This window comes from Armatimonadota bacterium (assembly GCA_013314775.1).
Taxonomy (GTDB): Bacteria; Armatimonadota; Zipacnadia; order Zipacnadales; family JABUFB01; genus JABUFB01.
Window position 1 is genome coordinate 101702 of record JABUFB010000010.1, and the last position, 12889, is coordinate 114590.

The window sequence follows — 12889 nt, forward strand, 5'->3', positions numbered from 1 at the left end:
CGGACAGCCACCACCTTCGCCCCGACTCCGTGCGTGGCTGTAGTGCGCTCCGTCAGCCGCGGCCCTGGGTGACCGCGGAGATTCTCGTCCCGCACGTGACGCGATCTGTGCAAGATTATATGGCCGCCCCGGAGTGGGTGTCAAACGGTCCGCGGACCAGAGGGCCCTAGGGGGACAAGCCCGCAAGGCATGTAACGGACAGGACCGTCGGTTCTGTGAGAAGAGTGCCTGCTGATGCCGAATCGGCGTTCAGCGTGCCCCTGGCCCTGAGCCGCTGCCCCACCAGCCCGCCGGGCAGGCGATTGCTTTTGGTCGGGGGGCGGAAGCCCCCGGATTGCCGCCCCGGGATGCGCCTTGAGCCCCCGGACGGGGCAACAGACGGCCGGCTCCGTCCGGAGCCTGACACGACACGGCACGGCGCGGGCAACGGACGCAGGGCGCACCTCAGGCCGGCATGCATCCCCCGGAACCGATGCTCCTGGTGTAGCGGAGACCGTTGCATTCCAATCGCCCGGATTTTGTGATATGGTGAGTACTCATGGCGCCTCGCAATGGTGGTTTCGGAGAAGCATGGGCAATGCTCCCCGTGGGCCGTACAGGGCGCGCGGCTGCCGTCCTGCTCCTGTCCCTGTCGTTGACCGCGGTCCTGGCCGGGAGCCTCGCAGCGCGATACGGTCCGGGCTGGCCACGCAGGCTATATTGGCCGCGTCCGCCCGGGGTGGTCATCCACCATTCCGCCTCGCCGGGGACCAGGGGTGAAACGTCCATCAGTGCGCAAGACATAGATCGCTGGCATGAAAGCCGGGGCTGGGGCGAAGAGACGCTGGGGCCGAAGTACCACATTGGCTACCACTACGTGATTCTGCCCGGGGGAACGGTCCAGCCCGGCAGGCCCGAATGGATGCGGGGAGCCCACTGCAAGGGTCACAACGACATGCTGGGCATCTGCCTGGTGGGCAATTTCAGTTCCCAAGACAATCCCGGCGGGGCAATGCAACCCGCGAGGCCCACGAAAGAGCAAATGCAGGCGCTGGCGGATCTCCTGAGGAAACTGATGAAGCGCTATGACTTCGGTCCCGAGGCGATCCACCTGCACAGGGACCTCGGGCAGACACAGTGCCCCGGCGACCGGTTCGACGTAAAGGAGCTCGATAGAGCATTACAAGCGGACGAGTGAGTTCTCGGGAGCGCAAGCCGATGAAGGACGCACAAGACATGACCGCGTATGACTGGGCACCCCACATCGCGCCGGGCGTCCGGGCCTTTCGGCCCGGCGCCGTTGTCGCATTGTTCGCACTAATCCTGGGTATAGTCGCCACACTCTACGCCTGGACCAACGGAGAGCGGCTGGCCGAGGAAGCCGCGGCTGAGGCAGCTGATCCCGCCGTGTCCAAGGAGATGTTGATTGACCCTGTACCGACCGGCGCACCTGAGGCGCCGGCCAAGACCGGAGCAAGAACAGGTCTGCCGCACTGACCCGCTGCTGCCGAAACCGCTCCGCCACACCACAGAGCACCACGGGCGATCGCATGAAGCAAGGAGCCGCTCTGCCGCTCCAACCCGGCGCCACCTGGCGGGCCGTCATTCTCGGCCTGCTCCTCATCGTCCCCCAGGCCTATTTCAGCCTGCACGGGTTTACCTGGGGGCAGAGTCACCCCGCAACGGTTTCACTGTACTTCAACGTCGTGGTTACCCTCTTCCTGCTGGCACTGGTGAACATGTTACTGCGCAGGTTCGCACCCCGCCTGGAACTCGGGCGAGGGGAACTCGTGGTCGTATACGGGATGCTGGCGTTGGTGACCGCCCTCTACGGTCACGACCAACTGCACAACATGGTTCCGGTTGTGGCCCACCCCGTGTGGCACGCCACGCCGGAGAACGACTGGGAAGAGCTTTTCGTCAACGAGATCCCCGAATGGCTGACTGTCAAGGATCCGCAGGCCCTGTACGCGTATTTCGACGGCCGCGAGCCTTTCTTCGCGTCGCCCCACTGGCGGCCCTGGGTTATCCCCGCCCTCGCCTGGTCTGGCTTTATGCTGCTCATGACCTGGATCTTCCTGTGCCTGAACACCCTCTTCAGGCGCCAGTGGACGGAGGAATCCAAGCTCTCCTTCCCCATTGTCCAGTTGCCGCTGGAGATCGTCTCGCCGCGTTGCACCCTTTTCCGCAACAGACTCTTCTGGATCGGATTTGGTGTCGCGTTCTTCATTGACGTGGTCAACGGCCTGCACGTCTTGTACCCCACGATCCCTAGCATTCTCGGGGAATACTCCGGGAAATACGATCTCGGCGTTCAACTTCGCACCATGCCCTGGCGGGCCATCGGCTGGACGCCCCTGGGCGCATTCCCCTTCGCCATCGGCCTGGGGTTCTTCATTCCGCTGGACCTGTCCTTCAGCATGTGGTTCTTCTATATCTTCTGGAAGTTTGTGCGCATCTTCACGGCCGGCGTGGGCATCCAGCAGTTGCCCCGGGCGCCCTGGGTAGATGAGCAGAATTTCGCCGGGTATGTGATCCTTGCGCTGGCCTCGGTCTGGACCACCCGCAAGCATCTCGTGGCGGCCCTGCGCAGCGCTCTGGGTGGGGTGCGCATCGATGACCAGGGTGAACCCCTCCCCTATCGATGGGCGCTGTGGGGCGCCATCGCCGGGGTCGTGGGCATCATCGTCTTCTGCATGTACGCGGGGATGAGCTTCTGGGGAATCTGTACCTGGCTGGCGGCGTATCTGCTTATTTCCGTGGGGATCGCGCGTATCCGGGCCGAACTGGGCTCGCCGGTTCATGACCTGCACTTCATGGGACCGGAGGTGGCGCTCATCGAGTCTGCCGGCGTCGATGTCTGGGGTAAGAAGAACCTGGTGATGTACAGTTTTTTCTTCGCCTTCACCCGGGCCCACCGAAGCCACCCCATGCCAACCCAGATCGAGACCATGAAAATGGCGTCCGAGGCCAGGATCAGTCAGCCGGGAGTGTCCGCCGCGCTCATGCTGGCCGCCGGTCTCGGGTTGGTTCTCGGCTGGTACGTAATGCTCGACGCCTACTTCCGCTACGGCGGCCAGCCCTCGTACCCTGGAGTAGGCGCATGGAGCCGTCTGCAGGGATGGCTCGAAGCTCCGGCGGGCACTAACTGGTACGCCGTGGCCGCAATGATCATCGGCGGCCTGGCAACTCTCGGCCTGCAGGTCCTGCGCAGCCACTATGCATGGTTCCCCTTCCATCCCGCGGGCTTCGCGGTGTCCGGAACATGGTCCATGGCGCTGTTTGCGCCGTCGATTCTGGTGAGCTGGCTGGTGAAGTCGGTGATCCTGCGGTATGGGGGCATGTCCTCGTACCGCCCGGCCTCGTTCTTCTTCATGGGGCTCATACTGGGTGAGTTCGTGGTGGGTGCATTCTGGGGAACTTACGGGATCATCACGCACCGGGCGATGTTCAATTTCCTGCCGTAGCGGGCAGGCCAACTCCTGCCGGGGCGCCAATGCAAGAGCCGAACGCCAAACACTTACGGGAAGCCGACGCCCCTCGCCCCGTCACCGCAAGGGCGATTGTGCTGGGCGCATTGCTCATCCCCCCGAACGTACTCTTCATCATCCACGGGCTCTTCTGGGGGCAAAGCCGCCCCACAACCGTCAGCCTGATCTTCAACGTCGTCATCTCCCTGCTGTTGGTCACCCTCGCCAATCACCTGATCCGTCGGGCAAACCCGCGCTGGGCACTGAGTCAAGGCGAACTGCTGGTCATTTACGGGATGCTCAGCGTCGCTTCGGCAACCGCGGGGCTGGACCAGGTCCAGACCATGATGGAGGTGGTGGCACACCCGATCTGGGGCGCAACACCGGAGAACAAGTGGGAAGAGCTGTTCCTGGAGCAGATGCCCACGTGGGTAACCGTCACCGATGAGCGCGCCCTGGAGGCCTACTTCGACAGCCGCCTGCCTCTTTTCGCGACCCCGTACTGGCGGCCGTGGGTGCCCGTGGCCCTGGTCTGGGCGGGTTTCAGTTTCACGCTGTTGTTCGTGATGCTCTGCCTGAACACCCTGTTCCGCAAGCAGTGGACCGACGAGGCGAAACTGAGTTTCCCCATCGTGCAACTCCCCCTGGAGATGACCCGGCCCCGGTCGGCATTGTGGACCAGCGGCCTGTTCTGGATCGGCTTCGGCGTCGCGTTCGCCATCGACGCACTCAATGGGCTGCACTTCCTTTACCCGAAGGTGCCCCACATTCTGGGCGAGTCCAGCTCGGCATGGGACCTGGGGACCCAGATCCGCACCATGCCGTGGCGAGCCATCGGCTGGACGCCCATGCGAGTCTTCCCCTTCGGCATCGGCCTGTCGTTTTTCATCCCCTTGGACCTGTCCTTCAGCCAGTGGTTCTTTTACATCCTGTTCAAGCTCATGCGAGTGGGCTCCGCGGCACTGGGATGGGGAAACCTGCCGAAAGCGCCGTGGATCGACGAGCAGATCCATGCAGGCTATCTGGTGCTGGCAGCGTTCTCCGTATGGTCCACCCGCAAGCACCTGCTTGAGGCAGTGCGCGGGGTCTTCGGCCGCCACCACTTCGACGACCGCAATGAACCGATGCCCTACACGTGGGCGCTGTGGGGAGCCATCGGGGGCTTCGCGCTGCTTATGATCTTCTGCCTGCGGGCGGGGATGACCCTCTGGGCGGCGGGGGCCTTCATGCTCATCTACTTCGGCCTGTCTATCGCCATCGCAAGAATCCGGGCGGAACTTGGCTCGCCGGTGCATGATCTGCACAAGATCGGCCCGGAAGCGGTGCTGACAGATGTGCTGGGGCCGCGCCCCCTTGGCGTCCAGAATCTCATCATGTTCTCGTTTTTCTGGTCCTTCAACCGGGCCCACCGCAGCCACCCGATGCCCCACCAGATCGAGGCCATGAAACTCGCGGATGAAACGAAAACCAGCCAGCGCGGGCTGTCGTGGGCGCTCACGCTGGCCGGTGCACTGGGAATCGCCCTGGGCTGGGGGATCATGCTGGATGCCAACTTCCGCTACGGCGGGCGGTCCTGGAAAGGGCAGGAGGCCTTCGGGCGCCTCCAGGGGTGGCTCACGAGTCCCGGCGACACCAACTGGTACGTGGTCGTTGCGCTTCTGGGAGGCGGTGCCTTTACCTGGTTCCTGGCTGTGATGCGCTCCCAGTTCGCCTGGTGGCCCTTCCACCCGGCAGGCTTCGCGGTTGCAGGCGGGTGGTCCATGGCTCTGTTCGCGCCCTCGATCCTCGCCGCCTGGCTCATCAAATCCATCGTGCTCAGATATGGCGGGATGAGCGCCTTCCGGCCGGCATCCCGCTTCTTCCTGGGCATGATTCTGGGCGAATTCCTGGCAGGCGGCGCCTGGGGCGTGCTGGGAATCCTTATGAAGCGCCCCATGTACAACTTCCTGCCGTAACTACCCCCCAGGCACTCTCTCGGTCTTCACAGTACCGTCGGCATACAGGACAACAACGGTCTGCACCTTGGTGCGCGTGCGGCGGATCCGGTCGGGGTTGAAAGGATCTTCTTCATTGTCCGTGATGTAGGACTGGGGAGTGACGGCCACAGCCGGGTTGTTCGTCGGCTTCGACACTCCGGCGAGTTCCGTGAGGGTCGGCGGAGCAGGCGGGGTGTCGTTCTGGGCCTGCGCGGAGGGCATCCACCCATATTGTCCCCAGAGCGCACCCAGAACGAAAACGGCCAGCACGCCAGCGGCGATCAGGACGGATCGAGCAGTCACGAGAAACATCCTCCTCGGGCAGCCCAGGCACAATGAATGCGGCCGTGCCCGGTGGGTTGGCTTCGCTATAATGGACACCCATCGCCCGCGAGGGTTGCGTTGGTCTGCCGCCCTCGTTACCCCATGCGCCGGGGTCCGCCCCCGCTCCGCGCGGCCACCCGGCACCCATGGGAAGGCGCTGCCTCACGCCATCGCCATGACCCGCTCCTTCAATGCCCGGCAGTAGTACTCGTAGTTGCTCCACGACACATCATCCGGCACGAGATGGTCCAGGTCGGGGATGTACCGGCCCTTCTCCACCGCGGGCCAGATCCTGTCCAGTTCCGCATCGATGGCCGCCGGGTCCACCGCAAGCACGCGCTTGTCGATCCCGCCCATCAGCGCCAGTCCCGGGAAACGCTCGCGATAATCGTTCACATCGCACCCCGCCGCGACTTCCATTGGGTACAGGTAGTTCACCCCGGCCTCCATCATCGGCGGGACGATATCGTCGGGCTTGCCATCAGTATCCACGGACAGCAGCGGGATATTGTTCTCGGCCATGAACTCGCCGACCCGGCGGTAGCACGGACCCATGAACTCGCGCCAGTGCGCCGGCGAGATGAGCGGGCCCTGCCGGCCGCACATATCCTCCCAGATATGCACCACATCCACCCGCACCTGCCGGACCACCTGCCGCGCAACGGTTATGAAAATGTCGGTGAGGTGATTCATGATGTCATGCACCAGGTCGGGGGCGTCGTAGAAGGCAACCAGGCACTCCTCGTCGCCCAGAAGCCAGCGCACGCCGCCGAAAACCGTCACGTGCGGATAGTGGCCAAGCTGGATCGGGATGCCCATCTCCTGCCACTTGCGCGCATCCTCCAGCCAGGGCCCCGCGACGCGCGCAGGGTCATTGGGGTCGAGGCGCTCAGATTTGAACTTGCGCCAGTCGTCCCATCCAGACACCGGGAACTTGATGAACTCCGACATGGACTCGCCATGCTTGTAGTCCCGGCGGATGATGCCCCAACTGTCTCTGGTGACGATGTAATCCTCGTCCTCCGAGATCACCTCGCGCTCGAAAGCCGGGCTTGGGCCGAAGTTCACCGGGATCGCGGCCGGCGGGTGGTCTGGCTGCATGAAGGAGCGGTGATCAGTGACGTAGGCGGGCTTGCCCTCCTGCTCCCACCGAGCCCAGGTGCGTCCCCAGGGTGACCAGAAGAGCCAGTACGGCGGCCTGTCCACGGGCTTGCCCAGCATGCAGTTGAGGAACCGTTCGCGGTCGTTCATGGGGTGGGAGTCACCTCTCAGGGGGTGGTCTGAGCCACACTGATGTTCCCTTTGTCAGTGGGAGAAACCTCCGCTGCGAGAAGTTGGTCTACCGGCCCGATGCCAACGTCATCCGCGCTTTCCTACGGTGAGGCGCGCCCAAGGCGTGATATTCTGCACCAACTTCGCTGCAGAACACCGGCGCACAGACACGACGGGGAAACCCAGGCCGGGTCGCGCGCCTGGTGATCCTCAATCTTCCGGCCGTTTGTCGCCTTGTCGTAGGCTTCTCTTGCGCTCAAGAAGGCGCGAGGTGGTGCGTTTCGGCTCGCCGGATGGGCGTGGGCCCGGCTGAGCGGCTGACCGGGGCTCTTCGGGTAAGGCAGATGGCGGCGAAGTGGGTGGCATCGGCGTCTCAGGCGGGACCAGGCCGGGGATGGTCTCCGGCTTCGGCGCTTCCTCGGCTTGCGATTTGCGCGCAAGAAGCCGGTCCATGGTGGCGGTATGCTGGCGCTTCGCACCCCGGTGGGTGGAACGACCGATAGCACCAACGAGAGCCAGGAAGGGCGCCAGGTCTTCACGGGTGATGATCAGCCGGCGCACCGCAACGTCAAGCGGCAGCAACAGCGCGACCGCCCACAGCAGCGCCGCCCAGATGTCATGACTCGTCGTGGGCAGGCGCGAGGGCGGCTCGAACACCCCATCCGGGTTTTCCAGTACGCGCCCGCCGGTCTCCCTCGCAAGACGTCGCAGGAGTGCTTCGTCCGGCTCCGTGTCCGCAAGGTCTGGGGGATACGCCACCGCGAAACCCACTGTGGTGCGGGCCGCGAACCCTCCCGGGCCCTGAGCCGAAACTCCCGCAACGTAGGCGCCGGTGGCTGGCGTTGGCACGTCAACCTCATAACGCCCCGGCCCGGTCTGTTCCAGCAGCATCTCCGCTTCAGACCCATCCGGTCGGCTCACCGCCGCCCGCAGTTCCAGGCCGTTGATCGCCCGCTCCGACGGGTCCAGCGCGTCCACCACCAGCCGCGCGCGGTTTCCCTCGATTTCCACCGACGGCCGCAGGGATGCGTCGGGTTCGCGCCGCAAGCACCAGCGAACCGTCTGGCTCCAGAAGCGCGGGAACTGGGGCCAGTCCAGCCACGCCGCGCTCCATCTGTTCGAGGCGTCTGATGTGAAGGCCACGCTGCGCCCAAGCCCGTACTGCCAATGCGCAAGAAGCGGGTCATCCTTATGGGTAACCAGCGGAACGGAGGCCAAGTCCCGCGAGCTTGTCATCACATAACCCAGCAGTGGCGGAGCGCTCTTCCACGGAAGGCCCGACGTGACCGGGCTTGCATCCCCCAGTCTGGCCTGGAACGGCTCCTCGACGATTGCCGACTTCGCGACGGTCAGCGTCTCGCGGGTGAAGATGCGCTTCAGGTCGTGAGCCGAGCGGGCCAAATAGAACTGCCCTTTCCCCGACGCCGCGACGCCTTTGAGGAAGGGGACGTCCACTCCCTCACCGATTGAGACCGCGGTGGTTGTGATGCGCTTCGCCCGAAGCGCCTTGACCACGTCCATCGCGCCCTCCTGCTGCTCGGAGTCGTTTCCGTCGGCCAGCAGGATGACATGGCGGATCGCCGCCGGGTAGTCCTTCAGCACACCGTACGCGGCCTCCAGCCCGGTGCGCACGTAGATTCCGCCGCCACCCGCCCGCAGCGAGCGGATGTCTGCCTTCACCCCGCTGCCCGACTCGATTCTCCGCAGGGGGCAGACTTGCGTGGGTTCGGTATCCACTGCGATGACCCCAATTGAGTCATAGGGCTGCAGCAACTGCACCACGGCTACCGCGGCTTCGGCGGCAAGCTGGATCTTCTCGACCCCGCCCTCGATCATCCCCATGCTGCCAGATGTATCGACGACGATCACAACCGCCGATGCCGGGAAGACCCGGCGGCGCGAGATGTCCATGGTCACCGGCAATGCTTCCTCGATGGGGGTCTGGAAGTAGCCGCCGGGCCCGAAAGAGTAGTCTCCGCCGATCATACACAGCCCCGCACCCATGTCCCGAACCGAATTGCGCAGAAGCATCATCTGTCGGGATTCCATCTGGTACGCCGGGATGTTGGCCAGGATCACTGCATCATAGCTCTCGATCTCGGCTGGGCTGGTGGGCAGAGCGGAGGCGTTTCCGGTGCGCACGTCGATGCCCTGGACCTCCAGCGCGCGGGCGAGGTACTCCAGGTCCTCGTCCACCGAACCGGCCAGGAGTACCCTTGGGCGCCCGGAGACGCGCACGAAACTGGTGCCCGAATTGTTCTCCTGCAGACCGTCCTCCGGGCTCTCCAGAAGGACATCCACCCGGTGGAAGCCTGGTTCATCCAGCTTGAGGGGGACCCGTACCCCACTGCGACCGGCCGCGAGGGGCGCCTTGTTGCGGGAAACAGGCTTACCGTCCACAAGCACCGTGACGCGACCCGAAACAGGTGAGCGGCTGTCCAGATCAATGGTCACATCGAAGGGCTCGCCCTGCCTGGCATCCGAGGGTGTACGTACCCCACGCACCAGAGCGTCGCGGGTCGCCCTGGTCTTCAGAGGGACCACATCCACAGGCACCCGCCGCGATCTGGCAAGCAGCGCTTCCTGTTCGGCTGCCCCAACGTTCTCATTGCCGTCACTCAGCAAGACAATGCGCCCTGCACGGTCCGGCGGGATGAGCCCCACCGCGAGCCTCAGTACTCTCGCGATATCGGTGTGCCCGGGGTCAGGATTGGATGCAGGCCTCAGTGTGGCTCCGCGCCGCAGCGCCTCAGACTCGACCTGCGCATCGCGCCCGAACATCACCAATGCAGCGCGATCCTGCGGGCGCGATGAGAGCGTGGCCTTGCGGATGAACTCGAGGGCCCGATCGCGCGACTCCGCGGCGACGCTGTGCGAACTGTCCAGCGCAAAGACGACCACGAGGTCCCGGTTCACGCGTACCAGCTGAAGGCCGGCCAGCGCCAGGATCAGCGCGAGCACCAGCAGGCACCGCAGCACCCACGCAGTCCAGGCGCGCAGCCCGGAAAGCGCCGCGAATGACCCGCGCGCAGCCCACCACAGGAGGGCCGCACAGACCGGCAACAGGAGCAGGTACTCGGGACGAGTCGCGGTAATCGACATGTTCAGACCCTGAGGCCTCAAGTCCCTCGGTGATAGATTCGCCACTCGAGCAGCAGCACGACCAACCCCACCAGCGCCAGCCACGGCCACACTCGCCTCTCTCCCACAGGCGAGATGAGGCTGGCGGGCACCTGTTGGCCCGACAACTCCAGCGCCCTCGCAGGCTCCAGATCGGACTCCGTGGGTGACCGAAGATCCACCGCCCAACGACGGATATCTTCACCCACCTGCAGCCGATAGGCGCCCACGAGAGCGGTGTCAGCAACAGTCACCTGCCCCTCGCGCACTTCCAGCTTCCGGGACCTGTTGCCGGGAGCAGTGAGCATCGCGGTGGCCGTGTCCCCCGCAACCGCGAAGCGCAACAGGGTCCCGGGGCGAACCACCCGCGCCTTCTGGCGTGCACCAGGGGCGGTGAGCCAGTTGACCGCGTTGCCGAGGAACACCGGGAAACTCACACGCAGGGGCAGGTCTGAATCCAGCAGACTGAAGCCGACCGAAAGCGCTCGCAAGCCTGCTTCATCCAAAGTAACCAGCACCGGCCGCATCCCGCAACGTGCCAGAACGTCCGCTTCGGCGCAGGGCACCAGTTCCCGACCCACGCTGATGGTGGGCAGCGACAGGTTCACGTGCCGGCACACCGGATGTTCGCGTTCCCACGAGGTGATCTTCGCGGCCTTGTACGCGCTCGCGAGGGTGGCCGGAGCGCCCGGGGCGTCCGCTGAGATCATCAGGTACGCGCCTCGCGAAAGCGCCGCCGGAGGGTCCACGCGGTCGAAGACCACGAGGTCAAACGCGGACGCAGCGGCCGCCTGCTCTTCCGCTGTCAAGGTCGCGGCGCGGTGGACTTCGACCTCGGGCAGTACCAGCAGCCCCTGCTCGAGGAACAGGTTCCCCGGCGTCACCAGCAGCACTTTGAGCCCCGCGGAAGGCCCCCCGAAGGCATGAGCAACATTGTCCACCGCCAGGTCATCCGTCACATCCAGTTCGGCCCGCAGCAGCCCGGGCGACGGCAGCCTCATGCCGAAAGTGAAGACTCGATCCGACGAGGGCGCGAGGGAGACGCGTTCGGCCAGCACCAGCCGGTCTTCGAGAGTGATTGAGACGATACCCTCGCGCGCCGCGCCGTGATTGGCAATGCGCAGGAACGCCTCGTCCTGCCCGCGCGCGGAACGAGAGGCCTCAAAGGCGACGATCGCCGCGTTCTCGTTGCGCTGCCCGACCCGTGAGAACCGTACCCGGGCCGTCCCGGGCACATCATCCAGCGGCGGGAAAGCGCCGTCGCTGATCACGTGGACCTCCGGCTCGGGGCGATTGACGCACAGGCTCTGAGCCAGCAGAAGGGCGTCTCGAATCGCCGCTTCGGCGTGGGTGCATCCAAGGGCCTGCAGTACCCGGTTGGCGGCGCGGCGGTCGCTGGAGAAGGGCAGTGCGACCCAGGCACGGGTGCCTGCAACCACGATGGCACAGGAATCGCCGCGCTCCATGCCATCGACGATCCGCGCAGCCATGCCCCGGGCCTTCGCGAACCGAGAGCCGGGCTCATCCTCCGCGAGCATACTGGCGGAGGCGTCCAGCACGATAACCGTGCTCTTTCCCCCGGCGCGTTTTGCGGTGACCACCGGGTTCGCCAGCGACACGATCACCAGGAGGAGTGCCAGGAGTTGCAGGATCAACAGGAGGTTCTTGCGCAGGCGCTGGAAAGGTGCGTTCGCGGTCACATCCTCAATCGCCTTGCGCCACAGGAACACTGAGGGCACAACCACGTCGCGGCGCTTGAGCTTCAGCAGGTACAGGAGGACAATCAGGCCGGCAAGGGGGATGGCAGCCAGGAGCAGCATCGGAGACAGAAAATGGAACCCGGTCACCGGATCACCTGCAGGCGGCGCAGGTCACGCAGGACCACGTCCTGCTCCGGGGCAGTGGTGAGCCGCAGAAGGTAGGGAAAACCGTAACGGAAGCACGCGCGCCGCACCGACTCGAGGAAGGCATCGCGCTCCTGGACATACCGGCGCATCACCCCGGCGCCCATGGTCAGTTCCCGGGCCGAGTGGGTCTCAGAATCCACCAGCCGCAGGTCCCCCTGGAATCCCGGCGAGTACTCATCAGGACTCATCACCTGCAGCACGCAGGTCTCGCAGCGCGCCGCCGCCAGTTTCGCAAGTGCCGGCTCCCAGCCATCGGTGAGCAGGTCTGAGACCAGAAACACCACACCGGGGGAAGGCGTGGTCGCCAGAAGCCCGTTCACCAGAGCCGGCAGGTTCGTCTCCCCGGAGGGCTCCAGCGAGGCCAGCCACGCGAAAGCCTCCGTAGCCGCAGGGCTCCCGCGCAGGAGGCGAGTGCGCCGGGTTTCCTCGCCCGCTCGGCAGAAGGCTTGCATGCGGTCGGTGGACGAGAGCGCCAGATATCCCAGGGCTGCGCAGATACGGCGGCCCCAGCGGAACTTGTTCGGATTGCCGAAGTTCATGGACTGCGACCCGTCCAGGAGGAGGCTGACGGTCAAGTCCTCTTCCTCGACGAACAGCTTCACGAACATCCGGCTCAGGCGCGCGTAGGCGTTCCAGTCCACATAGCGCAGGTCATCACCCTGGGTGTATGAGCGGAAATCGGCGAACTCAACGGACGCCCCGCGGCGCGGAGACCGGCGCTCACCCCGGGTCTTCCCGGCCTTCACCCGACGCGAGACCACGGCCGCGCGCTCCAGCCGGCGGAGAAACTCGGGCTCGAGGAGATTGGCAGCGGCGACTCGGGCGGATTCTTGAGGCATGC

The 12889-nt window shown here is 65.1% G+C and carries 9 protein-coding genes; 4 read left to right on the forward strand and 5 right to left on the reverse strand.

The genetic code is table 11. The annotated features are described in order from the left end of the window. Nucleotides 1-577 precede the first annotated feature (577 nt). Genes HPY44_13495 through HPY44_13510 form a run of 4 tightly spaced genes read left to right on the forward strand, consistent with a single transcriptional unit; the run spans nt 578 to nt 5404 of the window. Nucleotides 578-1177, forward strand: coding sequence for an N-acetylmuramoyl-L-alanine amidase (locus HPY44_13495; protein NSW57020.1), 600 nt, complete (start codon nt 578-580; stop codon nt 1175-1177). A 20-nt stretch (nt 1178-1197) separates the two neighbouring features. Continuing rightward, nucleotides 1198-1476, forward strand: coding sequence for a hypothetical protein (locus HPY44_13500; protein ID NSW57021.1), 279 nt, complete (start codon nt 1198-1200; stop codon nt 1474-1476). A gap of 53 nt (nt 1477-1529) precedes the next feature. Beyond that, nucleotides 1530-3446: a hypothetical protein gene (locus tag HPY44_13505; GenBank protein ID NSW57022.1), complete on the forward strand. Its 1917-nt coding sequence runs from the start codon at nt 1530-1532 to the stop codon at nt 3444-3446. Nucleotides 3447-3475: 29 nt separating this feature from the next. Next, nucleotides 3476-5404, forward strand: a complete 1929-nt coding sequence (locus HPY44_13510; protein ID NSW57023.1) for a hypothetical protein — start codon at nt 3476-3478, stop codon at nt 5402-5404. Here the strand turns inward: HPY44_13510 and HPY44_13515 are convergent, their stop codons facing one another. The 5 genes from HPY44_13515 to HPY44_13535 form a co-directional block, all read right to left on the reverse strand. Further along, nucleotides 5405-5728 (reverse strand): hypothetical protein, encoded by a 324-nt coding sequence (locus HPY44_13515; GenBank protein ID NSW57024.1) that lies wholly within the window; start codon nt 5726-5728, stop codon nt 5405-5407. A gap of 183 nt (nt 5729-5911) precedes the next feature. Further along, entirely contained in the window at nt 5912-7000 is a 1089-nt protein-coding gene (locus HPY44_13520; GenBank protein ID NSW57025.1) for a hypothetical protein, read from the reverse strand. A gap of 231 nt (nt 7001-7231) precedes the next feature. Then, entirely contained in the window at nt 7232-10123 is a 2892-nt protein-coding gene (locus HPY44_13525) for a VWA domain-containing protein (protein ID NSW57026.1), read from the reverse strand. Between the two features lie 17 nt (nt 10124-10140). After that, complete coding sequence (locus tag HPY44_13530; protein ID NSW57027.1) at nt 10141-11988, reverse strand: VWA domain-containing protein; 1848 nt, start codon at nt 11986-11988, stop codon at nt 10141-10143. Beyond that, on the reverse strand, nt 11985-12887 hold the full coding sequence (locus HPY44_13535; protein ID NSW57028.1) for a DUF58 domain-containing protein: 903 nt from the start codon (nt 12885-12887) through the stop codon (nt 11985-11987). The genes HPY44_13530 and HPY44_13535 overlap by 4 nt, the downstream gene beginning before the upstream one ends. Between the last annotated feature and the right edge of the window lie 2 nt (nt 12888-12889).

Excerpts from the sequence above, each read along its gene's own strand:
- HPY44_13495 (NSW57020.1), top strand. The coding sequence starts at position 578 with ATGCTCCCCGTGGGCCGTACAGGGCGCGCGGCTGCCGTCCTGCTCCTG.
- HPY44_13535 (NSW57028.1), bottom strand. The coding sequence starts at position 12,887 with ATGCCTCAAGAATCCGCCCGAGTCGCCGCTGCCAATCTCCTCGAGCCC.
- HPY44_13525 (NSW57026.1), bottom strand. The coding sequence starts at position 10,123 with ATGTCGATTACCGCGACTCGTCCCGAGTACCTGCTCCTGTTGCCGGTC.
- HPY44_13500 (NSW57021.1), top strand. The coding sequence starts at position 1,198 with ATGAAGGACGCACAAGACATGACCGCGTATGACTGGGCACCCCACATC.
- HPY44_13510 (NSW57023.1), top strand. The coding sequence starts at position 3,476 with ATGCAAGAGCCGAACGCCAAACACTTACGGGAAGCCGACGCCCCTCGC.
- HPY44_13505 (NSW57022.1), top strand. The coding sequence starts at position 1,530 with ATGAAGCAAGGAGCCGCTCTGCCGCTCCAACCCGGCGCCACCTGGCGG.
- HPY44_13520 (NSW57025.1), bottom strand. The coding sequence starts at position 7,000 with ATGAACGACCGCGAACGGTTCCTCAACTGCATGCTGGGCAAGCCCGTG.